23 protein-coding genes are annotated in these 21,443 nt (G+C 70.3%); 8 read left to right on the forward strand and 15 right to left on the reverse strand.

The genetic code is table 11. The features are described 5' to 3' along the window. Window positions 1-16: 16 nt before the first annotated feature. Window positions 17-1,831 (reverse strand): ABC-F family ATP-binding cassette domain-containing protein, encoded by a 1,815-nt coding sequence (locus LOS78_RS05295; RefSeq protein ID WP_230375953.1) that lies wholly within the window; start codon window positions 1,829-1,831, stop codon window positions 17-19. Window positions 1,832-1,955: 124 nt separating this feature from the next. Next, complete coding sequence (locus LOS78_RS05300) at window positions 1,956-2,918, reverse strand: serine hydrolase (RefSeq protein WP_230375954.1); 963 nt, start codon at window positions 2,916-2,918, stop codon at window positions 1,956-1,958. Window positions 2,919-3,026: 108 nt separating this feature from the next. Here LOS78_RS05300 and LOS78_RS05305 point away from each other — a divergent pair, with 108 nt between their 5' ends. From LOS78_RS05305 to recR, 4 genes are read left to right on the forward strand one after another with little or no spacing between them, the layout of a single operon-like run. Further along, a complete protein-coding gene (locus LOS78_RS05305; RefSeq protein WP_230375955.1) occupies window positions 3,027-3,323 on the forward strand; it encodes a DUF2218 domain-containing protein in 297 nt (98 codons plus the stop codon). 59 nt (window positions 3,324-3,382) lie between these two features. After that, window positions 3,383-5,167 (forward strand): DNA polymerase III subunit gamma/tau, encoded by a 1,785-nt coding sequence (locus LOS78_RS05310; RefSeq protein WP_230375957.1) that lies wholly within the window; start codon window positions 3,383-3,385, stop codon window positions 5,165-5,167. 3 nt (window positions 5,168-5,170) lie between these two features. Next, complete coding sequence (locus tag LOS78_RS05315) at window positions 5,171-5,512, forward strand: YbaB/EbfC family nucleoid-associated protein (protein ID WP_230375961.1); 342 nt, start codon at window positions 5,171-5,173, stop codon at window positions 5,510-5,512. Between the two features lie 3 nt (window positions 5,513-5,515). Continuing rightward, window positions 5,516-6,118, forward strand: coding sequence for a recombination mediator RecR (recR, locus tag LOS78_RS05320; RefSeq protein ID WP_028711320.1), 603 nt, complete (start codon window positions 5,516-5,518; stop codon window positions 6,116-6,118). 187 nt (window positions 6,119-6,305) lie between these two features. Here the strand turns inward: recR and LOS78_RS05325 are convergent, their stop codons facing one another. Together LOS78_RS05325 and LOS78_RS05330 are read right to left on the reverse strand one after the other, a co-directional pair. Next, complete coding sequence (locus LOS78_RS05325; protein ID WP_028711321.1) at window positions 6,306-6,752, reverse strand: Hsp20 family protein; 447 nt, start codon at window positions 6,750-6,752, stop codon at window positions 6,306-6,308. 217 nt (window positions 6,753-6,969) lie between these two features. Beyond that, window positions 6,970-7,212, reverse strand: coding sequence for a YdcH family protein (locus tag LOS78_RS05330; RefSeq protein WP_028711322.1), 243 nt, complete (start codon window positions 7,210-7,212; stop codon window positions 6,970-6,972). A 92-nt stretch (window positions 7,213-7,304) separates the two neighbouring features. Here LOS78_RS05330 and LOS78_RS05335 point away from each other — a divergent pair, with 92 nt between their 5' ends. Further along, complete coding sequence (locus tag LOS78_RS05335; protein WP_230375962.1) at window positions 7,305-8,072, forward strand: DUF599 domain-containing protein; 768 nt, start codon at window positions 7,305-7,307, stop codon at window positions 8,070-8,072. Here the strand turns inward: LOS78_RS05335 and LOS78_RS05340 are convergent. From LOS78_RS05340 to LOS78_RS05370, 7 genes are all read right to left on the reverse strand, one after another. Next, window positions 7,983-9,179, reverse strand: coding sequence for an MFS transporter (locus LOS78_RS05340; RefSeq protein ID WP_230375963.1), 1,197 nt, complete (start codon window positions 9,177-9,179; stop codon window positions 7,983-7,985). The two genes, LOS78_RS05335 and LOS78_RS05340, sit on opposite strands and share 90 nt — an antisense overlap. A 279-nt stretch (window positions 9,180-9,458) precedes the next feature. Then, window positions 9,459-10,244 (reverse strand): crotonase/enoyl-CoA hydratase family protein, encoded by a 786-nt coding sequence (locus tag LOS78_RS05345; protein ID WP_230375964.1) that lies wholly within the window; start codon window positions 10,242-10,244, stop codon window positions 9,459-9,461. Further along, window positions 10,241-11,095 (reverse strand): hydroxymethylglutaryl-CoA lyase, encoded by an 855-nt coding sequence (locus tag LOS78_RS05350; protein ID WP_230375967.1) that lies wholly within the window; start codon window positions 11,093-11,095, stop codon window positions 10,241-10,243. The genes LOS78_RS05345 and LOS78_RS05350 overlap by 4 nt, the downstream gene beginning before the upstream one ends. Further along, window positions 11,082-11,735 (reverse strand): glutathione S-transferase family protein, encoded by a 654-nt coding sequence (locus tag LOS78_RS05355; RefSeq protein ID WP_230375968.1) that lies wholly within the window; start codon window positions 11,733-11,735, stop codon window positions 11,082-11,084. Before LOS78_RS05355 ends, LOS78_RS05350 begins: the two co-directional genes overlap by 14 nt. Next, entirely contained in the window at window positions 11,732-13,660 is a 1,929-nt protein-coding gene (locus LOS78_RS05360) for a biotin carboxylase N-terminal domain-containing protein (RefSeq protein ID WP_230375970.1), read from the reverse strand. The genes LOS78_RS05355 and LOS78_RS05360 overlap by 4 nt, the downstream gene beginning before the upstream one ends. A 79-nt stretch (window positions 13,661-13,739) precedes the next feature. Then, a complete protein-coding gene (locus LOS78_RS05365; RefSeq protein ID WP_028711329.1) occupies window positions 13,740-14,249 on the reverse strand; it encodes an O-acetyl-ADP-ribose deacetylase in 510 nt (169 codons plus the stop codon). Between the two features lie 5 nt (window positions 14,250-14,254). After that, window positions 14,255-15,859, reverse strand: coding sequence for a carboxyl transferase domain-containing protein (locus LOS78_RS05370; protein WP_230375972.1), 1,605 nt, complete (start codon window positions 15,857-15,859; stop codon window positions 14,255-14,257). Between the two features lie 145 nt (window positions 15,860-16,004). On the opposite strand from LOS78_RS05370, the gene LOS78_RS05375 reads away from it, so the two are divergent. Continuing rightward, window positions 16,005-16,616 (forward strand): OmpW family protein, encoded by a 612-nt coding sequence (locus LOS78_RS05375; RefSeq protein WP_084637748.1) that lies wholly within the window; start codon window positions 16,005-16,007, stop codon window positions 16,614-16,616. A gap of 50 nt (window positions 16,617-16,666) precedes the next feature. Here LOS78_RS05375 and LOS78_RS05380 read toward each other — a convergent pair whose 3' ends face one another. Genes LOS78_RS05380 through LOS78_RS05390 form a run of 3 tightly spaced genes read right to left on the reverse strand, consistent with a single transcriptional unit; the run spans window position 16,667 to window position 18,821 of the window. Next, on the reverse strand, window positions 16,667-17,152 hold the full coding sequence (locus LOS78_RS05380) for a lysozyme inhibitor LprI family protein (RefSeq protein WP_230375974.1): 486 nt from the start codon (window positions 17,150-17,152) through the stop codon (window positions 16,667-16,669). Further along, window positions 17,149-17,661: a lysozyme inhibitor LprI family protein gene (locus LOS78_RS05385; RefSeq protein ID WP_028711333.1), complete on the reverse strand. Its 513-nt coding sequence runs from the start codon at window positions 17,659-17,661 to the stop codon at window positions 17,149-17,151. The genes LOS78_RS05380 and LOS78_RS05385 overlap by 4 nt, the downstream gene beginning before the upstream one ends. After that, window positions 17,661-18,821, reverse strand: coding sequence for an isovaleryl-CoA dehydrogenase (locus LOS78_RS05390; RefSeq protein ID WP_028716461.1), 1,161 nt, complete (start codon window positions 18,819-18,821; stop codon window positions 17,661-17,663). The genes LOS78_RS05385 and LOS78_RS05390 overlap by 1 nt, the downstream gene beginning before the upstream one ends. 176 nt (window positions 18,822-18,997) lie before the next feature. Between LOS78_RS05390 and LOS78_RS05395 the strand changes: the two genes are divergently transcribed. Both LOS78_RS05395 and cbiB read left to right on the forward strand, forming a co-directional pair. Next, on the forward strand, window positions 18,998-19,564 hold the full coding sequence (locus LOS78_RS05395) for a histidine phosphatase family protein (RefSeq protein ID WP_230375977.1): 567 nt from the start codon (window positions 18,998-19,000) through the stop codon (window positions 19,562-19,564). Beyond that, on the forward strand, window positions 19,561-20,502 hold the full coding sequence (cbiB, locus tag LOS78_RS05400) for an adenosylcobinamide-phosphate synthase CbiB (RefSeq protein ID WP_230375978.1): 942 nt from the start codon (window positions 19,561-19,563) through the stop codon (window positions 20,500-20,502). Before LOS78_RS05395 ends, cbiB begins: the two co-directional genes overlap by 4 nt. Here cbiB and hemC read toward each other — a convergent pair. Next, window positions 20,499-21,440 carry a hydroxymethylbilane synthase gene (hemC, locus tag LOS78_RS05405; RefSeq protein ID WP_230375980.1) on the reverse strand — a complete coding sequence of 314 codons (942 nt, stop codon included), beginning with the start codon at window positions 21,438-21,440 and terminating at the stop codon, window positions 20,499-20,501. The genes cbiB and hemC overlap by 4 nt on opposite strands. Window positions 21,441-21,443 lie beyond the last annotated feature (3 nt).

The raw sequence follows: 21,443 nt of genomic DNA on the forward strand, positions 1-21,443 counted from the left end.
GCCGGCGCGAAGCCGCTCAGCCCTCGTCGCGGCCGGCCAGCTCCAGCCATTCCTCTTCCGCGGCGGCCAGCGCCTGCTGGCGCTCGGCCAGCCCTGCGCTGGCCTTGGCGAATTTCGCCGGGGCGGTCTGGAACAGGTCGGGCTGGGCGAGGAATGCGGTCAGCTTGCCGATCTCGGCCTCCAGCCGCTCGATGATCGCGGGCAGCGCCTCCAGCCGCTTCCTCTCGGTAAAGCTCAGCCCGGCGCGTTCGGCCGCGGGCTTCAGCGCGGGCCTTGCCGCGGCCGCCGCCGCCGGCTTCGCCGCCTCGGGCGCGGGCGCGGTATCGGGGCGCTGCGCGCGATAGTCCGACCAGCCGCCGGGATAGATCACGGCGCGGCCGTCGCCCTCCATCGCCACGGTGGTGGTGGCCACCCGGTCGATGAAGTCGCGGTCGTGGCTGACCAGCAGCACGGTGCCGTCGTAATCGCCAAGGATGTCCTGCAAGAGGTCCAGCGTTTCCACGTCCAGATCGTTGGTCGGCTCGTCCAGCACCAGCAGGTTCGAGGGTTTCGCCATGATCCGCGCCAGCAAGAGCCGCGCCTTCTCGCCGCCCGAGAGGCTGCCGACCGGCGCCCGCGCCTGTGCCTCGTCGAACAGGAAATCCTTGAGATAGGCGACGACATGGCGCGGATTGCCGCGGACCATGACCTGGTCCGAGCGTCCCGAGACCCGCATGGACGGATCGCCCGCCAGCGCGTCCCACAGCGTCACCGTCTCGTCTATGGCGCTGCGCGCCTGGTCGAAGACCGCGATTTCCAGATTGGTGCCGTGCTTGACGATGCCGGTATCGGGCGCGATCTCGCCGGTCAGAATCTTGATCAGCGTGGTCTTGCCGACGCCGTTCGGGCCGACGAAGGCCACCCGGTCGCCACGCAGCACCCGCAGGTCGAAGGGTTTCAGGATCACCCGCTCGCCGAAGGACTTGGAAATCCCCTTGGCGTCGATCACCCGCTTGCCGGATTGCGGCCCCGCGTCCAGTTCCATGGCCGCGGTGCCCTGGCGGCGGATCTGGCCGGCGCGCTCCTCGCGCAGCGCCGCCAGGGCGCGGACCCGGCCCTGGTTGCGCTTGCGCCGGGCGCTGATGCCCTCGACCGCCCAGCGGGCCTCGGCCTTGATCTTGCGGTCGAGCTTGTGGCGCGCCTCGTCCTCGGCCGCCCAGACGGTTTCGCGCCAATCCTCGAAATGTTCGAAGCCCCGGTCCTGGCGGCGCACCTCGCCGCGGTCGATCCACAGCGTCGCCCGGGTCAGCGCCCGCAGGAAGGCCCGGTCGTGCGAGATCAGCACGAAACCCGCCCTGGTTGCCGCAAGCTGCTCCTCGAGCCAGCCGATCGCCTCGATGTCGAGATGGTTGGTCGGCTCGTCCAGCAGCATGAGTTCCGGCGCCTCGGCCAGCAGCCGGGCCAGCGCCGCCCGCCGCCGCTCGCCGCCCGAGGCGGTGGCGACCGGGCGGTCGGGGTCGAATTTCAGCCCCTCGGCCGCCATCTCGACGCGGTAGCCCTCGGCATCGCCAAGGTCGGCGCGCGCGAAATCGCCCAGGGTGGCGAAAGCCGACAGGTCCGGGTCCTGCTCCATATAGCCGACGCGGGTGCCGGCGGGGGTGATGACTTGGCCGGCATCGGGCTCGACCAGCCCGGCCATGACCTTCATCAGCGTCGACTTGCCCGAGCCGTTGCGGCCGACCAGCGCCAGCCGGTCGCCTTGCTGGACGGTCAGGTCCAGCCCGTCAAAGACGGGATTGCCGCCGAAGGTCAGGGAAATATCGGTGAGTTGCAGAAGCGGAGCGCGTGCCATGGCCCGCAGATAGGCCGCGCCGCTGGCCGGGTCAACGGGGGACGGATGTGGGCGGAAGGGGGCTCTGCCCCCGGCCCTGCGGGCCTCCCCCGGGGTATTTTGAAACAGAGAAGCCGTGCAGGAATCACAGCGCCGCCACCAGCCGGCCGGCCAGCGCGTGCAGGTCGCGGCGATAGCCCGAGCGCGCCGAGGGCTGGTCGGGATCCGAGGTCATGGCGATGGCGACCGGCACGGTCCCCGGAAAGACATAGATCATCTGCCCGCCATAGCCCCAGCCGTAACGCACCGGCCGGCCGGCGATGCGGCTGATGAACCAGCCATAGCCATATTCCTCGCCGTTGAAGATCGAGCGGGTGCGCGGCCGCCAGCTTTCCGCGATCCAGCCCGGCGGGATCACCCCCTGCCCGCCCGCGGCATAGGCGGCGCCGAAGGAGAGCAGGCTGCGGGTGCTCATCGCCATCTGGTTGCCGCCCAGATGGATGCCCTGCGGATCGCGGTCCCAGGCGGCGATGGAAAAGCCGGGAATCTCCAGCCAGTCGCGCGCCAGCGCCAGGGTCGAGCGCCCGGAGGCCCGCGCCAGCATGGCCGAGACCAGATGCGTCGAGGCGGTGGAATAGAGCATCCCCTGCCCGGGATCGGCGACGAAGGGCGCGGCCAGCGCCGCGCGCACCCAGTTGCGGCTGCTGACCCAGGCCCCGTAATTCGGCCCCGACTGCCGTTCCAGCCCCGCCTGCATCGACAGAAGATGACCCAGCGTCAGCCGGGCGAGGCGCGGATCGGGATCGGCAGGCAGGTCGGCGCGCAGCAGTTCGGCCACCCTCTGGTCGGTGCCGGAAAACAGCCCGCGCGCGATGGCGATGCCGGCCAGGGCCGAGACGATGGATTTCGAGGCCGACTTGATGTTGGTCGGCCTGTCCGGGGTGAAGCCGCCGAAGCCGCGCGCCGCCACCTCCTCGCCGTCGCGCCAGACGGCGATGGCGCGCAGCTGCGGCAGGTCCACCGCCTCCAGCACCGCGGTGGGCGCGCCGCGCATCAGGCGCGGCATCGCCAGAAGAGGCAGGGCCAGCAGGATTGAACGTCGCTTCATCCGGGTTATATGGGAGACACCGGGTCCGGGCCGAGCAGGCTCACCCATTCGTGACCCCTTTCATGTCCGCCAGCCGCCGCCAGCCGGACCCGCAAGACAGGAAAGCCTATGTCCCAGACCGTCATCCTTTCGACCTGCCGCGTGGCGACGCCGAATGCCAGCCGCTACCTGCAACAGCTCTGCAAGCACTGGGCGCACAAGTTCGAGGTCGAGTTCGACGCGAGCCGCGGCCGCATCGCCATGCCCGAGGACCGCACCGTGACGCTGACCGCCACGCCCGAGGCGCTGGAGATCCGGCTGGAGGCCCCCGAGGAGACCACCGCGCATATGCGCCACATCGTCGACAGCCACATCGCCCGCTTCGCCTTCCGCGAAGAGCTGGCCTTCGACTGGCAACCGGCCTGAGGGCGGTTGCCGCCCCGGGGCCGGGCCGCTAATCTGCGCCGATCACGAAAGGCCGGTGCATGAGCGAAGAACAGACCTATCAAGTGCTGGCGCGGAAATACCGCCCCGAGACCTTTGCCGATCTGGTCGGCCAAGACGCCATGGTCCGCACGCTGAAGAACGCCTTCGCGGCGGACCGCATCGCCCAGGCCTTCGTGATGACCGGCATCCGCGGCACCGGCAAGACCACCACCGCGCGCATCATCGCCAAGGGGCTGAACTGCACCGGCCCGGACGGCCAGGGCGGCCCGACGACCGAACCCTGCGGGGTCTGCGAGCATTGCGTGGCGATCTCCGAAGGCCGGCATGTCGACGTGATGGAGATGGACGCCGCATCTAGAACCGGTGTGAACGATATCCGGGAAATCATTGAATCGGTTCACTATCGCGCGGCCTCGGCGCGCTACAAGATCTATATCATCGACGAAGTCCACATGCTGTCCACCAGCGCCTTCAACGCGCTTCTGAAGACGCTGGAGGAACCGCCGCCGCATGTGAAATTCATCTTCGCCACCACGGAAATCCGCAAGGTGCCGGTGACGGTGCTGTCGCGCTGCCAGCGCTTCGACCTGCGCCGCATCGAGCCCGAGGTGATGATCGCGCTGCTGCGCCGCATCGCCTCGGCCGAAGGCGCGCAGATCACCGACGACGCGCTGGCGCTGATCACCCGCGCCGCCGAGGGCTCGGCCCGCGACGCGACCAGCCTTCTGGACCAGGCCATCAGCCACGGCGCGGGCGAGACGACGGCGGCGCAGGTCCGGGCCATGCTGGGGCTGGCCGACCGTGGCCGGGTGCTCGACCTGTTCGACATGATCCTGCGCGGCGCGGCGGCCGAGGCGCTGGCCGAATTGCAGGCGCAATATGCCGATGGCGCCGACCCGATGGCGGTGCTGCGCGACCTGGCCGAGATCACGCATTGGGTCTCGATCGTGAAGATCACCCCCGAGGCGCTGGCCGACCCCACCATCGGCCCGGACGAGCGCGCCCGCGGCCAGCAGATCGCGGAAAAGGTGCCGATGCGGGCGCTGACCCGGTTGTGGCAGATGCTGCTCAAGGCGCTCGAGGAGGTGGGCCAGGCCCCGAACGCCATGATGGCGGCCGAGATGGCGATCATCCGCCTGACCCATGTCGCCGACCTGCCCGACCCCGAGGCGCTGATCCGCAAGGTTCAGGCCAGCGCCGCGGCGGGCGCGTTCAGCCGCAGCGCCGCACCGCCCGCCGCGCGCGGCGAGGCGCGCCAGGATGCGCCCCGCGCCGCCGCCCCCCGCGCCCCGGTCGCCGTCCGCCAGGACGGCAGCGCCGCGGCGCTGGCGGTCTCGCCCGACGCGCTGGCCGGTTTTCCCGATTTCGAATCGGTGCTGGAGCTGATCCGGCGCATGCGCGACATGAAGCTTCTGCTGGATGTCGAGGATCACCTGCGCCTGGTGCGCTATTCGCCGGGCCGGATCGAGTTCCAGCCCACCGACGACGCGCCGCGCGACTTTGCGCAGCGGCTGGCGGAACGGCTGCGCGGCTGGACCGGCGGCCATCGCTGGGCGGTGACGGTGACCTCGGAACCCGGCGAGCCGACGATCAGCGAACAGCGCGCCGCGCGCGAGGCCGCCGCCCGCGCCCGCGCCATGCAGAACCCGACGGTGCAGGCGATCTTCGCCGCCTTCCCCGGCGCGAAGATCACCCGGATCCGGCCTGTCCCGATGCCGGCCGCGGTTGAAAAACCGGCGGGCGAGGATACATCCCCGCATGAGCTGACCGAAGGCCCGGTGGCCGAGGTCGAGGAATGGGACCCTTTCGAGGACGAGGATTAGGCGATGTTCAAGGGCCTTGGCGACATGGATCTGTCCAAGATGATGGAAGCCGCCCAGCAGATGCAGGGCAAGATGACCGAGATGCAGGAGGGGCTGGCGCGCCTGACCGTCACCGGCGAGGCCGGGGCCGGTCTGGTCAAGGCCACCGCGACGGCCAAGGGCGAGCTGACGGCGCTCGACATCGATCCCTCGATCTTCAAGGCCGAGGACAAGGAGGTGGTCGAGGACCTGATCCTGGCCGCGATCAAGGACGCGCAGCGCCGCGCCCAGGACAAGACCGCCGAGGAAATGGCCCGCCTGACCCGCGAACTCGGCCTGCCGGCCGACATGAAGATGCCCTTCTGACCGATGCCGCCCGCCTCCGGCGACGAGATCGAGACGCTGATCGCCACCATGGCGCGGCTGCCGGGGCTCGGGCCGCGCTCGGCGCGGCGCATCGTGCTGCAGCTGATCCGCCGCCGCGCCGGACAGATGGCGCAGCTGGCGGCGCTGATGGCCAGCGTGGCGGAAAACGCCCGCGAATGCCTGGTCTGCGGCAACATCACCCAGTCCGATATCTGCGCGATCTGCGAGGACCCGGCCCGCGCCACCGGCGAGATCTGCGTGGTGACCGACGTGGCCGACCTCTGGGCCCTGGAACGCGGCCGCGCCTTCCACGGCCGCTATCACGTGCTGGGCGGCAGCCTTTCGGCGCTGGACGAGATCGGCCCCGAGGACCTGCGCATCCCGCAGCTGATCGCCCGCATCGCCGAGGAAAACGTCACCGAGGTCATCCTCGCCCTTTCAGCCACCATCGAGGGCCAGACCACCGCGCATTACATCGCCGAGGCGCTGGCCCAGACCGGCGTCGCCGTCACCGGCCTGGCGCAGGGCGTGCCCATCGGCGGCGAGCTCGACTATCTCGACGACGGCACCATCACCGCGGCGCTGCGCGCCCGCCGCAGGCTCTAGCGGCACCCGCCGCGCCGGGGCTCCGCCCCGGACCCCGGGGTATTTTTGAAACAGAGAAAGACGCCTGAAAAGGGGCCGGCAGCGCGCATGACAAAAGGGGCGCTGCAACCGGCGCCCCCTGACTTTCTCCGTTTTTCAAATACTCCGGGGGTGCGGGGGCGGCGCCCCCGCCTCCTTAAACCGAAGCTCAGGCGTCCAGCTTTTCCACCGCCTTCGCCGGCTTGGCGATCTCGATCCGGCGTGGCTTCAGCGCCTCGGGGATCTCGCGCACCAGGTCGATGTTCAGCATGCCGTCCTCATGGCTCGCGCCCTCGACGCGGACATGATCGGCCAGGGTAAAGCGGCGTTCGAAGGCGCGGGTGGCGATGCCGCGATGCAGATAGCTGCGGCCTTCGTCCTCGGCGGCCTTCTTGCCCGAGACGATGACGGCGCCGTCCTTGACCTCGACGCTCAGGTCGTCGGCCGCGAAGCCGGCGACGGCGATCGAGATGCGATAGGCGTTCTCGCCGGTCTTTTCGATATTGTAGGGGGGATAGCTCGCGATATCGGCCGAGAGGGCACGGTCCATGACATCGGCCATGCGGTCGAAGCCGACCGAAGCACGATAAAGCGGAGTCAGGTCGAAGTTGCGCATTTCGCATCCTTTCATCAAAGCGATACAAAGGCTTGCCCCCCGATCCGGGCGGGCAGGTCCGCCGGCGCCGCAAGGGCCGTCCGGCAGGATTTCAGGTAGGAATGCGCGTTGCGGCTTTCAAGCCCGGAACCGCGGGCCGGAAAGGGGGCGCGGACCCGCCGCGCGCCCGTCGTTCATGGCGCCGCGGCCGCCTGACGGCCCGCGGCCAGATCCGGCATCAGGCGCTGGCGCCGGCCAGCATGCGGGCGATCTCGTCCTTCAGCGCGGCGCGCTGCTTGCGCAGGGCGGTCTCCGCCTCTTCCGACATCGGGGTGTGGCGGCTTTCGGCGCCCGCCACCTGGTCGTTCACCTCGTCATATTCCGCCAGCAGGCGGGCGAAATGCGCGTCCGAGACCTTCAGCTCGTGAATGCGCGCCGTATCGTTCGGAAATTCCTCGTGGATGGCGTGGGGTGCTGCCATATCATTATACTCCGGGACAAAGATAACCGGCCATTGGATAGCCGCCGGAACGCCGGCTGGCAACAGCAAGACCGCAGGGGTAGAACCGCGCCATGAATCCGAACTCATCCCCGATCGCGCCCCTGGTGCTGGGCCCCCTGTCGCCGGCGGATCTCGCCGCATTGCTCTGGCTTTTCCTGGCCTGGTTCGGCATCGGCTGGATCACCGAGCGCCCGCCGCGCCGCCATCCCTCGGTCTCGGTGCTGATGAAGGCCTATCGCCGCGAGTGGATGCGACAATTCATCACACGCGACCCGCGCATCTTCGACAGCAATATCCTGACGACGCTGCGCGAGGGGACCGCCTTCTTCGCCTCGGCCTGCCTGATCGCGGTGGGCGGCGGGCTGGCGCTGATCGGCAATACCGACCAGCTTGCCGGAGTGGCGCGCCAGTTCGACCTGGGCCATGTCCCGGCGCTGAAATGGGAAATCAAGATCGTCGTGGTGCTGTTCTTCGTGGCCAACGCGCTCTTGCGCTTCGTCTGGTCGCACCGGCTGTTCGGCTATTGCGCGATCATCATGGCCTCGGTCCCGAACGAGCCCGAGGACCCGCGCGCCATGCCGCTGGCCATGCAGGCCGCCGACATCAACATCACCGCGGCGAAAAGCTTCAACTCGGGGCTGCGCTGCGTCTATTTCGCGCTGGGAGCGCTCGGCTGGCTGGCGGGGCCGCTGGGCCTGTTCCTGGCCACCAGCTATGTGCTCTTCATCTCGTGGCGGCGGGAATTCGCCTCACACTCGCGCCGGGCGCTCCTGCAGCTGGTGCCCGGCGAGACGGGCCCGCTGCCAGGCGAGGCCGAGGGCGACCAGCCCCGCCGCTGACAGCGCCACCGCCACCACGCCCGAAGAACGCCAGCCCCAGCCCGCCGACAGCGCCAGGCCCGCCAGCCAGGGCCCCAGCGCATTGGCGGCGTTGAAGGCGGCGTGATTCATCGCGGCGGCCATGCTCTGCGCCCGGCCTGCCACGTCCATCAGCCGGGTCTGCAGCGGCACCACCATGCCCGAGCCCAGCCCCAGCGCGACCGAGGATGCCAGCATCAGCACCCAGTCGCCCACCGCATAGGCCGCGAAAGCCTGCGCCGCCGCCATGAACAGCATCAGCTGCAACGCCGCGCCCCAGCTGCCATAGCGCATGGTCAGCCGCGCCGCGACGATGCTGCCCAGGGTGCCGCCGATGCCGAAGGCCGAAAGCGTGGCCGGAATCGCCCAGCCCGGCGGCTGCGTCGTCGCCAGGATCGCGGCCGAGAGATAGGAATAGACCGCAAACAGCCCGCCGAAGCCGATGGCCCCGACCAGCAGGATCAGCACCACCGCCGGATTTCCCAGCGCCTTGAGCTCGTCAAACGGCCGCGCGTCCTTCGGCGCGCCGACCCGCGGCGCCAGCCGCAGGATCAGCCAGCCGGCCAGCAGCGCCAGCACGCCCGGCAGCGCGAAGCCCCAGCGCCAGCCGAAGCCCTGCCCCAGGATGCCGGCCAGCGGCACCCCGGCGATATTGGCGATGGTCAGGCCCAGAAGCACCTGAGTCACCCCCTTGGCACGCTGCTCGCGGGGCAGGGCATCGGCGGCGAACAGCATGGCCACGCCCAGGAAGCCGCCATGCGGCAGCCCGGCCAGGAAGCGCGTGCCGACCAGCGTGCCATAGCCCGGCAACACCGCCGCCAGCAGGTTCATCGCGCCATAGACCGCGATCAGCGCCGCCAGATAGCGCCGCCGCGGCAGCCGGGCGCCCAGGATCGAGGTGACCGGCGCGCCCACCACCACGCCCAGCGCATAGGCGGACACCACATGGCCCGCCTGCGGCTCGGTGATGCCGAGATCGCCGGCATACCAGGGCAGAAGCCCCATGGCGGCGAATTCCGATGTTCCGATGGCGAAAGCGCCAAGACCAAGGGCAAGAATGGCAAGCTTGAGATTCGGCTGCGGCGGCATGGCGGCACCTTCCGGGCTGGCATGTGGGGAAAGCAAAGGCCCGATAGCGTTAACAGATGCGACCATATGCCGCCAAGCCGGGTCCGGCGAAGTCCAGACATGCAAAAGGCGCAAGGCTGCGGAAAGCGCGCTGCGCCCGTCTTCACCGTTTTCAAATACTCGAAAGCGGCAGGGCCAGCCGGCGCGGCGTCGATCTGCAGGCCCGACATTGCCGCCCCGGCTCGGGTCGCTTTCCGGAATGAGTACTTGGAAAACGGTGAAGCTGCCCCGGCCGGCGCCTCAGCCGGACTGCCAGCGCGGCTTGCGCCTGTCGAAGAAGGCGGCGATGCCCTCGGGCGCCTCGTCGCCCTCCCAGACATCGACGAGGGCCTGGATGCTGGCCTCGATCTCGGCCTCGCCGACGGGGGGGCCGAGGCGGCGGATCAGGCGCTTGGCCGCCGCCACCGCGCCGGGGGCGCAGGAGAGATAGGGCACCACCTCGGCCTCGACGGCCGCGTCCAGGGTCTCGGCATCGGCAAGGCTTGCCAGCAGGTTCAGCCGCATCGCCTCCTCGGCGCCGAAGAGGCGGGCGGACATGAAGACGCGCCGCGCCTTGTCCTCGCCCATCCGCGCCAGAACATAGGGGCCGATGGTGGCGGGGATCAGGCCGAGCCGCGTCTCGGTCAGGCCGAAGCGCGCCTCGGGCACCGCCACGGCCAGGTCGCAGACCGAGATCATGCCGATGCCGCCGCCGAAGGCGTTGCCCTGCACCCGGCCGATCAGCGGTTTCGGCAGGGTGTTCAGCGCGTTCAGCATCATGGCGAGCTCGCGGGCGCCGGCCCGGCGGGTCTCGGCATCGGCGCGCATCTGCTCCTGCATCCAGCCCAGATCGCCGCCGGCGCAGAAGCTCTTGCCCTCGGCCGCCAGCACCACGACGCGCACCGCCGGATCGGCGCCGAGCGCCCGGGCGGCTTCGGTCAATTCGCGGATCATCTGCGCCGACAACGCATTGTGCTTGTCCGCGCGCGCCAGCCACAGATGCGCCACGCCGCGGGCGTCGGTATCGATGCGGATCGTCTCCATCATGCTCCTCCTCTCATCGCGCGCGCCATGGCGGCGGCCTCGTCGACCACCGCGAGGTCGAGCCCGGTGTCGTGGCCCTGCGCGGCCAGATGCGCGGCGACCTTTTCCGTCGCGACATTGCCGGCGGCGCCCGGCGCATAGGGGCAGCCGCCCAGGCCCCCCACAGCGGCGTCGAAGACCCGCAGCCCGCGCGCCAGGCTCGCGTCGATATTCTCCAGCGCCCGGCCGGCGGTGTCGTGGTAATGGCCGGCCAGCCTGTCGGGCGGCAGTTCCTGCAGCACGGCGGAGAGCATGGCGTCGATGGTCTCGGGCCGGCCCTGGCCGATGGTGTCGCCCAGGCTGACCTCGTAGCAGCCCATGTCGCGCAGGGCGGCCGCGACGCGGGCGACATTCGCGGGCGGCACCGGCCCGTCGAAGGGGCAATCCGTCACCACCGAGACATAGCCGCGCAGCGGAATGCCGTCGGCCCGCGCCGCCTCGGCCACCGGGGCGAAGCGTTCCAGGCTTTCGGCGATGCTGGCGTTCAGGTTGGCGCGCGAGAAGCCTTCCGAGGCCGAGGCGAAGATCGCCACCTCGTCGGCGCCGGCCGCGCGCGCCGCCTCGTAGCCGCGCAGGTTCGGGGTCAGCACCGCGTAGCGGATGCCGGGCCGGCGGGCGATGCCGGCCATGACCTCGGCCGCATCAGCCATCTGCGGCACCCATTTCGGCGGCACGAAGCTGGTCACCTCGATGCGCCGGAAGCCGGCCTGCGACAGCAGGTCGACCAGCGCGATCTTTTCCGCCGCCGGGATCGGGCGCTTTTCGTTCTGCAGCCCGTCGCGCGGGCCGACTTCGAAGATCTCAACCCGGGACATCGGGCACCTCGTAGAAATCGCGGTCATAGATCGCGTCGCCCCCGGCGCGGGTGGCGGCGCGGCGATAGGCGGGGCGCGCCGTCATGCGGTCGCGATAGGCCGCCAGCGCCGGGTGGTCGGCGGCGGGCAGGAAGCGGAACAGCGCCTCGATATTGAAGCCCAGCATGCAATCGGCGGCGGAAAACCCGGAGAGCAGCGTCTCGCGCCCCGCCAGATGATCGTCCAGCGCCCGGGCGGTCACGGCCAGCCGTTTCGTGTCGAGGCGCATCAGCGGGATCGAGCGCGCGCTTTCGGGCCGCAGGAAGATATGGTGGATGTTCAGGGCCTGCAGGATATTCGCCTGCGTCTCGGCGAAATGCACCCATTCCAGGAAATCGCCGCGCTCGGGCTCGCCGGGTTTCGGGGCCAGCCTGCCCTCGCGCTCGGTCAGGTATTGCAGGATGGCGCCGGATTCGAAGATGGCGCGGCCGTCCACCTCCAGCGCCGGGATGCGGCCGGCCGGCGACAGGGCGCGGAATTCGGGACTGCGCAGGCCGCCATCGGTCAGCGACCAGAGCCGCAATTCGCAATCGAGCCCCAGTTCCTCGATCAGCCAGAGCACGCGCATCGAGCGCGAGCCGGGCACGTGATGCAGGATCATGCGTCTTCTTCCTCCTCCAGCCGGATCAGGGCGGCGCCGGCCTCGACCTGATCGCCGGCGGCCGCCAGCACCTCGGCCACCTTGCCCGCGCGGGCGGCGGTCAGCGTATGCTCCATCTTCATCGCCTCGAGGATCGCCAGAGGCTCGCCCGCCGCCACCTCCTGCCCCGGCTCGACGAAGATCGCCTTGACGAGGCCGGGCATGGGCGAAAGCGTCATGCCGCCGCCCGCCTCCTCGCCGCCGCGGGCCAGCGGGTCGAGGGGGGCGAGCGTCAGCGAGCGGCCGCCGAAGACGCTGCTTCCCGCCGCATGGTTGACGATGCGCGAGCGGCGCGGGCTGCCGTCGACCCACCAGCGCCCCCCCTCATAGCCGATCTCATGCGTGCTGCCCTCCAGCGTCACGCGGGCGGCGCCGGGGCCGAGCACCTCCAGCACCGCCTCGCCGCCCTCCCAGGCGATGGTGCGGCGCAGCGGCTGCCAGAGGGTGATGCCGCCGCGGATCCGGGGATCGTCGAGCCCGGCAAGGCCGAGGACCGCCAGCGCCTTCGCCCGCGGATCGGGCTCGGCGGCGGCGACCAGCGCCTGAAGGTCGCGGGCGATCAGGCCGGTATCGACCTCGCCCTTGCCGAAACCCTCGTGCCGGGTCAGCGCGATGAGGAAATCGACATTGGTGACCGAGCCCGCCACCTCGGTATCGACCAGCGCCGATTCCAGCGCCCGCAGCGCGATGGCGCGCGTCGCGCCATGGGTGACGATCTTGGCGATCATCGGATCATACCAGGGCGAGATGGTGTCGCCGGGCCGCACCCCGGTCTCGATCCGGGCATGGTCGGGAAAGCGCAGATGCGCAAGGGTTCCGGTGGCGGGCAGGAAACCCGCGGGCACGTCCTCGGCATAGAGCCGGGCCTCGAAGGCATGGCCGGTGATGGTCAGGTCCTCCTGCCGCGCCGGCAGGGACTCGCCGCTGGCGACGCGCAGCTGCCATTCGACCAGATCGACGCCGGTGATCAGTTCGGTCACCGGATGCTCGACCTGCAGGCGGGTGTTCATCTCCATGAACCAGAAACCGTCGGGGCGCAGGCCCTGGCTGCCGTCGACGATGAATTCGACGGTGCCGGCGCCGGCATAGCCGATGGCCTCGGCGGCGCGGGTGGCGGCCGCGCCCATGGCGGCCCGCATCTCGGGGGTCATGCCGGGGGCCGGGGCTTCCTCGATCACCTTCTGGTGGCGGCGTTGAAGCGAACAGTCGCGTTCGAACAGGTGCAGCGCGCGGGTCCCGTCGCCGAAGACCTGCACCTCGATATGGCGCGGCTGCCGGATGTATTTCTCGATCAGAACCGCCGGGTTGCCGAAGGCGGTGGCGGCCTCGCCCTGCGCGGAGTGCAGCGCGGCGGGGAAATCCCGCGCGCGCTCGACCAGCCGCATGCCCTTGCCGCCGCCGCCGGCCACAGCCTTGATCAGCACCGGATAGCCGATCGCGTCGGCCTGGGCCTGGAGGTGCTCCGCCTCCTGGTTCTCGCCGTGATAGCCCGGCACGACCGGCACGCCGGCCTCGGCCATCAGCGCCTTGGCCGCGTCCTTGAGGCCCATCTTGCGGATCGCCTGCGCCGAGGGGCCGATGAAGACCAGACCCGCCGCATTCACCGCATCGACGAAATCCGGGTTCTCGCTGAGGAAGCCATAGCCGGGATGGATGGCCTGCGCGCCGGTCTCGCGCGCGGCCTGGATGATGACGTCGCCGCGCAGGTAGCTGTCCCGGGGCGCCGGGCCGCCGATGGGAACGGCCTCGTCGGCCATGGCGACGTGGCGCGCGCCGCGGTCGGCCTCGGAATAGACCGCGGCGGTCCGCACGCCCAGCTTGCGGGCGGTGTCGATGACCCGGCAGGCGATCTCGCCGCGGTTGGCGATCAGGATCTTCTGGAACATGGGCGGCTCCTCGTGGCGCGGGCGGCGCCGGGGGTTTCACACCCCCGGACCCCCGTGGAGTATTTGGGAAACGGAGAAATCATCGGCGGGCCTCGTCCACCGCCCGGCGGAGCGTGGCGTGGCTGGCGGCGTCGAAGCCGACCAGCGTGACTTCGAGGCCGGCGCCGTGGCCGAGGATGGTGGCCACGGCGATGCGGGCGGCGCGGTCGGCCGGGAAGCCGTAGATGCCGGTCGAGATCGCCGGGAAGGCGATGCGGGCGAGGTCATGGGCCTGGGCGAGGAGCAGGCTGTGGCGATAGGCGCTGGCGAGCAGCGCGTCCTCCTCCGCCCCGCCGCCCCGCCAGACCGGGCCGACGGCATGGATCACGTAGCGGGCCGGCAGGGCGTAGCCGCGGGTGATGCGGGCCTCGCCGGTCGGGCAGCCGCCGATGCTGCGGCATTCGTCGAGCAGTTCGGGCCCGGCGGCGCGGTGGATGGCGCCGTCCACCCCGCCGCCGCCCAGCAGGCTGCGATTGGCGGCGTTGACGATGGCGTCCATGGCGAGGCGGGTGATGTCGCCCTGCAGGGTGGTGAGGCGGGGCCGGTCCATGGCCGTCACATCCGGAAGATGCCGAAGCGGGTCGGCTCGATCGGGGCGTTGAGGCTGGCGCGCAGGCTGAGGGCGAGGATGTCGCGGGTCTTGCGCGGGTCGATGATGCCGTCGTCCCAGAGCCGCGCCGAGGCATAGAGCGGGTGCGACTGGCGCTCGAACATCTCGATGGTGGGGCGCTTGAACTCGGCCTCTTCCTCGGGCGACCAGCTGCCGCCCTGGCGCTCGATCCCCTCGCGGCGCACGGTGGCGAGCACGCCCGCCGCCTGTTCGCCGCCCATCACCGAGATGCGCGAATTGGGCCAGGTCCAGAGGAAGCGCGGCCCGTAGGCGCGGCCGGCCATGCCGTAATTGCCGGCGCCGAAGCTGCCGCCGACCAGCATGGTGATCTTGGGCACGCTGGTGGTGGCGACCGCCGTCACCATCTTGGCGCCGTGCCGGGCGATGCCCTCGTTCTCGTATTTGCGCCCGACCATGAAGCCGGTGACGTTCTGCAGGAAGACCAGCGGAATCCCCCGCATCGAGCAGAGTTCGATGAAATGCGCGCCCTTCTGCGCGGCTTCCGAGAAGATCACGCCGTTATTGGCGACGATGCCGATGGGGCAGCCTTCCAGATGGGCGAAACCCGTCACCAGCGTCTCGCCGAAACGGGCCTTGAACTCGTCGAAGCGCGAGCCGTCCACGACGCGCCCGATCACCTCGCGGATGTCATAGGGGATCTTCAGGTCGGCGGGGACGACGCCCAGGATCTCCTCGGGGTCATGGGCCGGGGGCTCGGGGGATTGCCATTGCACGGTCGCGGGCAGGCTGCGGTTGAGGTTTCCGATGGCGCGGCGGGCGAGGGCGAGGGCATGGGCGTCGTCCTCGGCCAGGTAGTCGGCCACGCCCGAAAGCCGGGTGTGCACGTCGCCGCCGCCCAGGTCCTCGGCCGAGACCACCTCGCCCGTCGCGGCCCGGACCAAGGGCGGGCCGGCGAGGAAGATCGTGCCCTGGTTGCGGACGATGATCGTCACGTCGGACATGGCCGGGACATAGGCGCCGCCCGCCGTGCAGCTGCCCATGACCACGGCGATCTGCGCGATGCCCTTGGCCGACATCCGCGCCTGGTTGTAGAAGATGCGGCCGAAATGGTCGCGGTCGGGAAAGACCTCGTCCTGGTTGGGCAGGTTGGCGCCACCGGAATCGACCAGGTAGACGCAGGGCAGCTGGCATTCCTCGGCGATCTCCTGCGCGCGCAGGTGCTTTTTCACCGTCATCGGGTAATAGGTGCCGCCCTTGACCGTGGCGTCGTTGGCCACCACCATCACCTCTTGCCCATGCACCCGGCCGATGCCGGCGATCACGCCCGCACAGGGCGCGGCGCCGTCATACATGCCATGCGCCGCCGTGGCGCCGATCTCCAGGAAGGGCGAGCCGGGATCGAGCAGGTTCGCCACCCGTTCGCGCGGCGGCATCTTGCCGCGCGCCACATGACGCTCGACGGCCCGGGCGCCGCCCCCGGCTGCGGCGGCCAGCGCCGCCTCGCGCACGGTGTCCAGCATGGCGAGATGCGCCGCGCGATTGGCGCGGAAGGCCTCCGAAGACGGCAGGGCCGAGGTGCCGAGTTTCATCGCGTCATCCTTTCGGTCGGGGCGCCGGGGCCTTGCGCCAGTTTGACGCAGGCAGGGCCCGGGCGGGAAATTCTTGATCCAGATCAACGCCGCATCCGCGCCCGGGGCGGCATGAGCGGGCATGCGACAAGAAGAGAGGATCGCCATGAGACAGAAGCTTGCCCTCGCCGCGGCGCTCGCCGCGCTGGCCTCGCCCGCGCTGGCGCAATCGCAAGGGGAATGGACGCTTGGCTTCGGGATCGCGCATGTGAATCCCAAATCCGACAACGGCGACCTCGCCGGCGGCGCCTATCCGACCAGCATCGGCGACAGCACCCGTCCCAGCATCACCTTCGAATATTTCATCCGCGACAATATCGGCATCGAGGTGCTGGGCGCCCTGCCCTTCAAGCACTCGATCCGGTCGAACGGCACCGAGATCGGCACGGTGAAGCACCTGCCGCCGGTCGTCTCGCTGCAATACCATTTCGACGCGACGCCGCAATTCAAGCCCTTCGTTGGCCTGGGCGTGAACTTCACCGGCTTCTGGGACGGCGACGCCAGGGGGCCGCTGGCCGGTTCCGACCTGCGGGTCAAGAACAGCTGGGGCCTGGCCGCCCATGCCGGTGCCGATTACTGGATCAACGACCGGGCGGCGATCCGCGCCGACCTGCGCTGGATCGACATCAATGCCGATGTCGAGCTGAACGGCGCCAAGATCGGCGAGGTCGAGGTCGATCCGGTCGTCGCCGGTATCAGCTATGTGATGAAGTTCTAGGCCGCCACCGGGGCGTTCCGCGACGGGGCGCCCCTGCTCCGGGGACCGGCTCATTCGGCGGATCCCAGCGCCATGAGCAGCGCGACCTGCCGGGCGGTCTCGTCCCGGATGCAGCGGGTGCGGGCCAGATCGCCCTTGCCCTCGGCCGCCGCGTCCCGGGCCTGGTTGCACAGGTCCTCGCGGAACTGCAGCCAGCTGCGCTCGGCCTGGCGCAGGCTCTCCTGCGGATCGGCGCCCTTCTCCCCCTGCGTCTTCAGCGCCGCCTCGTAGACCCCGGTCAGCTTCGCCTCCCAAGCCTGATGCGAGGCGTCGAGACAGTTGGCCATCGGGAAATCCGGGTCGTCGCCGGTATATTTGCCGCGCGCATAGTCGAGACAGGCTTCCATGCCGGTCCCGGCGCAATCGGCGCGGGCGCCCTGGGTCGAGGCAGCGCCAAGGCATCGGTCGATGGCGGCGGGGTCGAAGCCCGAGGCATCGCCGGCGAAGCATGGCGCCGCCAGCAGCAGGGCCAGGGCGCATCCGGCCAGGCGCTTCATTCCATCCCCTCCGCGATGTCGCGCAGGCGCAGGGCCTGTTCGGCCGTCAGGCGCAGCACGCAATCCTGCGCCGCCGGACCGCCCAACGTCCCGCCCTGATAGCGCAGGCTCTCATAGCGGCACGAGGAATCGCGGAAGGCGATCCAGTGGCGCTGCGCCTGCTGCAGGGCCGGGGCAGCGGGCTCGGCGGCCGAGCCGAGTTCGGCCAGATCCGCATCCGCCGCCTTGGCGGCTTTCAGCGCCCGCTCGTAATAGCCGTTCAGCAGCTTGTCCCAATCCTTCGCCTCATGGCCAAGGCATTCCACCATGCCCACGGTGGTCTCGCCGCCCGGCGTCGCCATGCATTGCGTCGAGGCCTCGCCAATGCAGCTTCGCAGCCCCGGCGCGGCGCTGGCATCGGCTTCCGCATCCGCGATGCATTTCGCGAAACCATCGGTATCGTATCGCGGGCCATCCTGGGCCAGCACCGGGCCGGCGGCCAGCAGAAGGAAAAGGACAAGCAGGCGCATCAGGCGATCTCCATCAGTTGACGCCCGATCAACATGCGGCGGATTTCCGAAGTTCCGGCGCCGATCTCCATCAGCTTGGCGTCGCGGAACAGCCGGCTGACCACAGAATCGTTGAGGAAGCCGGCACCGCCCAGCGCCTGCACGGCCTGATGCGCCTGCACCATGGCCTGTTCGCTGGCGTAAAGCACCGCGCCCGCCGCATCCTGTCGCGTGACCTTGCCGGCGTCGCAGGCTTTCGCCACCTCGTAGACATAGGCCCGCGCCGTGTTCAGCGCGACATACATGTCGGCGATCTTGCCCTGCATCAGCTGGAACGAACCGATCGGCTGGCCGAACTGCTTGCGTTCCTTGACATAGGGCATCACCTCGTCGAGGCAGGCGGCCATGATGCCGGTGCCGATGCCCGACAGCACCAGCCGCTCGTAATCGAGGCCGGACATCAGCACCCGCACGCCCTTGCCCTCCTCTCCCAGCACGTTCTCGAAGGGCACCTCGCAATCCTGAAAGATCAGCTCGCCGGTGTTCGAGCCGCGCATGCCGAGCTTGTCGAAATGCGGGCTGGTCGAGAAGCCCTTCATGCCGCGCTCAACGATGAAGGCGGTGATGCCCTTGCTGCCGGCCTCGGGGTCTGTCTTGGCATAGACCACCAGCGTATGGGCGTCGGGCGCGTTGGTGATCCAGTATTTGCTGCCGTTCAGCACATAGCGGTCGTTCTTCTTTTCGGCCCGCAGCTTCATGCCGACCACGTCGCTGCCCGCGCCTTCCTCGGACATGGCCAGCGCGCCGACCGCCTTGCCGCTGCACAGGTCCGGCAGGTATTTCGCCCGCTGCTCGTCAGTGCCGTTCAGCTTGATCTGGTTCACGCACAGGTTGGAATGCGCGCCATAGGACAGGCTGACCGAGGCCGAGGCGCGGGCGATCTCTTCGGTGGCGATCACATGCGCCAGATAGCCCATGCCGCTGCCGCCGAATTCCTCGGGCACGGTGATGCCCAGAAGGCCCAGATCGCCCATCTCGCGCCACAGCTCGTTCGGAAAGGCGTTGCTGCGATCCACCTCGGCCGCGATGGGCTTCACCCGCTCCTGCGCCCAGCGATGGACGGTGTCGCGCAGGGCGTTCACGTCCTCGCCCAGGTCGAACTGCATTCCCGCGGTGAACATCGGCCATCTCCTCCATTTATTGAACGAGTGTTCATTTAACTGGTTTATGCCGCCAAGCCGGGGCCTGCGTCAAGCCTGTTCTCGGCGGTTCAGGGCGATCCTGCGCCTGCGGGGGCCGCGTTGACAAGCCTGCGGCCGCGCGCCATTCCTGCCGCGCCTAGCCGCAAGGATGCCCGATGAGCCCGCTTCCCGATGCCGCCGCGCGGCTGCTGATCCTGCGCCACGCCCCGCTGGCCCGGCCGGGGCTTGCGGGGCGCCGCGATGTCGAGGCGGATTGCAGCGACGGCGCGGCGCTCGACTGGGCGCGCGCGGCGCTGGATGGGGCCGGGACGCATTGGTCCAGCCCCGCCCTGCGCTGCCGCCAGACCTGCGCGGCCCTGGGGCTGGCCCCGGAATGGCAACCCGCCTTGTGGGAGCAGGATTTCGGCGCCTGGGAAGAGCCCGGCGCGATCATCCCCGACCTCGGCCCGCTGCCGCCCGAGCAATTGGCACGTCAGCGCCCACCCGGCGGCGAAAGCTTCCTCGACATGGCGGCGCGGGTGCAGCCGCTCCTGGACCGGGCGCGCGGCACGGTGGCCATCGTCGCCCATGCCGGCACAGTGCGGGCGGCGCTGGCGCTGGCGGTCGGGCCGGCGGCGCTGTCCTTTTCCGTGGCGCCGCTGTCGCTGACCGTCCTGTCGCGCAGCCCCGCCGGCTGGGCGGTCGAGGCCGTCAACCGGGTCGCGCCCAAGGTCGCGCCATGATCCTGTCGCAGGACACGCTGACCATTGCGCTGGTGGCGCTGCTGGTCGATGCGCTGATCGGCTGGCCCGAGGCGCTTTATCGCCGCGTCTCGCATCCGGTGGTCTGGATCGGGCGGCTGATCTCGGCGCTGGACGCCCGCTGGAACCGGGGCGGGCATCGCATCGCCCGCGGCGCGCTGGCGGTGGGGGTGACGGTCGGCGCGGCGCTGCTCCCGGCGCTGCTGCTGACCCGGGCGCTGGCGCCGCTGCCCTTGGGCCCCGTCCTGCTGGGCGTGCTGGCCTGGCCGCTGGTCGCCATCCGCTCGCTGCACGACCATGTCGCCGCGGTGGCGCGGCCCTTGGCCGGGGGGGATGTCCCGGCGGCGAAAGCGGCGGTGGCGATGATCGTCGGCCGCGACCTGGACGACCGGCCGGCGCCCATCGCCCGCGCCGCGCTGGAAAGCCTGGCCGAGAACACGTCCGACGGCGTGGTCGCGCCCCTGCTCTGGGCGGCGGTCGCGGGCCTGCCGGGAATCGCGGCCTACAAGGCCATCAACACGCTCGATTCGATGATCGGCCACATGAACCCGCGCCATGCGCTGTTCGGGCGGGTGGCGGCACGGCTGGACGACCTGGTGAACCTGCCGGCCTCGCGGCTGACGGCGCTGCTGTTCCTGCTGGCCGCGCCGCCTGCCGGGGGACGCGCGGCAGGGGTGATCCGGCGCGACGCCCGCCGCCACCGCTCGCCCAATGCCGGCTGGCCCGAGGCCGCCATGGCCGGGGCGCTGGACGTGCGCCTGTCCGGCCCGCGCCGCTATCACGGCATCGAGACGCCCGAGCCCTGGCTGAACGGAAATGCCCGAGACCCGCAGGCGCGCGACCTCATGGCCGGGCTGCGGCTTTATCGCCGCGCCATGGCGCTGCTGGGCCTGGGCCTTGCGGCGCTGCTGCTGGCCTAGGACCAGTCGAAGAAATCGGCCGGCGCCCGGCCGCGCAATTCCTCGGCCAGGTCGGTGCCCATGGCAGCGCCGTCCGAGGCCGGACCGATACGCTCACCCGCGATCACCTCGCTGCCGTCGGGGCGCAGGATCTCGCCGCGCAGCCGAAGCCGGTCGCCCTGCAGTTCCGCCAGCCCGGCGATGGGCGTCTGGCAGGAACCGTCGAGCCGGGCGAGGAAGGCGCGCTCGGCCGTCACCCGCAGCGCGCTGTCCCGGTCCGAGATTGCCGCCAACAGCGCCGCGATGCGCGCGTCATCGGCGCGCCGCTCGACCCCGATGCAGCCCTGCGCCACGGCGGGCAGCATCTCGTCCGGATCGACCGCGCCGCGCGCGACATGCAGCATGCCCAGCCGCGTCAGCCCGGCCATGGCCAGAAAGGTCGCTACCGCGACTCCATCTTCCAGCTTTTTCAATCGTGTCTGGACGTTTCCCCGAAACTCGACGAGCTTCAGATCCGGCCGCCGCGCCGCCAGCTGCGCCCGCCGCCGCAGGCTTGAGGAACCGACGACAGCGCCTTGCGGCAGCTGGGAAATCGCCGCGAATTGCGCGCTGACGAAGGCGTCGCGCACATCCTCGCGCGGCAGATAGCAATCGATCAGCAGGCCCTCGGGCTGGATCGTCGGCATGTCCTTCATCGAATGCACGGCGATGTCGATGTCCTGCGCCAGCAGCGCATCCTCGATCTCGCGGGTGAACAGGCCCTTGCCGCCGATCTCTTTCAGCGGCCGGTCCAGCACCCGGTCGCCGGTGGTCTTGATCACCACGATCTGGAAGGCATCGGCCGCAAGGCCATGCGCGGCCATCAGCCGGTCGCGGGTCTCGTGCGCTTGGGCCAGCGCCAGGGCCGAGCCACGGGTGCCGATGCGGATGGGGTTCTGGGGGTCGGGCATCTGGGTCATGGC

The organism is Paracoccus sp. MA, assembly GCF_020990385.1.
In the GTDB taxonomy this organism is placed as follows: Bacteria; Pseudomonadota; Alphaproteobacteria; order Rhodobacterales; family Rhodobacteraceae; genus Paracoccus.

Coding starts and splice junctions, on each gene's coding strand:
- LOS78_RS05295 (WP_230375953.1), bottom strand. CDS start 1,831: ATGGCACGCGCTCCGCTTCTGCAACTCACCGATATTTCCCTGACCTTC.
- LOS78_RS05300 (WP_230375954.1), bottom strand. CDS start 2,918: ATGAAGCGACGTTCAATCCTGCTGGCCCTGCCTCTTCTGGCGATGCCG.
- LOS78_RS05305 (WP_230375955.1), top strand. CDS start 3,027: ATGTCCCAGACCGTCATCCTTTCGACCTGCCGCGTGGCGACGCCGAAT.
- LOS78_RS05310 (WP_230375957.1), top strand. CDS start 3,383: ATGAGCGAAGAACAGACCTATCAAGTGCTGGCGCGGAAATACCGCCCC.
- LOS78_RS05315 (WP_230375961.1), top strand. CDS start 5,171: ATGTTCAAGGGCCTTGGCGACATGGATCTGTCCAAGATGATGGAAGCC.
- recR (WP_028711320.1), top strand. CDS start 5,516: ATGCCGCCCGCCTCCGGCGACGAGATCGAGACGCTGATCGCCACCATG.
- LOS78_RS05325 (WP_028711321.1), bottom strand. CDS start 6,752: ATGCGCAACTTCGACCTGACTCCGCTTTATCGTGCTTCGGTCGGCTTC.
- LOS78_RS05330 (WP_028711322.1), bottom strand. CDS start 7,212: ATGGCAGCACCCCACGCCATCCACGAGGAATTTCCGAACGATACGGCG.
- LOS78_RS05335 (WP_230375962.1), top strand. CDS start 7,305: ATGAATCCGAACTCATCCCCGATCGCGCCCCTGGTGCTGGGCCCCCTG.
- LOS78_RS05340 (WP_230375963.1), bottom strand. CDS start 9,179: ATGCCGCCGCAGCCGAATCTCAAGCTTGCCATTCTTGCCCTTGGTCTT.
- LOS78_RS05345 (WP_230375964.1), bottom strand. CDS start 10,244: ATGATGGAGACGATCCGCATCGATACCGACGCCCGCGGCGTGGCGCAT.
- LOS78_RS05350 (WP_230375967.1), bottom strand. CDS start 11,095: ATGTCCCGGGTTGAGATCTTCGAAGTCGGCCCGCGCGACGGGCTGCAG.
- LOS78_RS05355 (WP_230375968.1), bottom strand. CDS start 11,735: ATGATCCTGCATCACGTGCCCGGCTCGCGCTCGATGCGCGTGCTCTGG.
- LOS78_RS05360 (WP_230375970.1), bottom strand. CDS start 13,660: ATGTTCCAGAAGATCCTGATCGCCAACCGCGGCGAGATCGCCTGCCGG.
- LOS78_RS05365 (WP_028711329.1), bottom strand. CDS start 14,249: ATGGACCGGCCCCGCCTCACCACCCTGCAGGGCGACATCACCCGCCTC.
- LOS78_RS05370 (WP_230375972.1), bottom strand. CDS start 15,859: ATGAAACTCGGCACCTCGGCCCTGCCGTCTTCGGAGGCCTTCCGCGCC.
- LOS78_RS05375 (WP_084637748.1), top strand. CDS start 16,005: ATGAGACAGAAGCTTGCCCTCGCCGCGGCGCTCGCCGCGCTGGCCTCG.
- LOS78_RS05380 (WP_230375974.1), bottom strand. CDS start 17,152: ATGAAGCGCCTGGCCGGATGCGCCCTGGCCCTGCTGCTGGCGGCGCCA.
- LOS78_RS05385 (WP_028711333.1), bottom strand. CDS start 17,661: ATGCGCCTGCTTGTCCTTTTCCTTCTGCTGGCCGCCGGCCCGGTGCTG.
- LOS78_RS05390 (WP_028716461.1), bottom strand. CDS start 18,821: ATGTTCACCGCGGGAATGCAGTTCGACCTGGGCGAGGACGTGAACGCC.
- LOS78_RS05395 (WP_230375977.1), top strand. CDS start 18,998: ATGAGCCCGCTTCCCGATGCCGCCGCGCGGCTGCTGATCCTGCGCCAC.
- cbiB (WP_230375978.1), top strand. CDS start 19,561: ATGATCCTGTCGCAGGACACGCTGACCATTGCGCTGGTGGCGCTGCTG.
- hemC (WP_230375980.1), bottom strand. CDS start 21,440: ATGACCCAGATGCCCGACCCCCAGAACCCCATCCGCATCGGCACCCGT.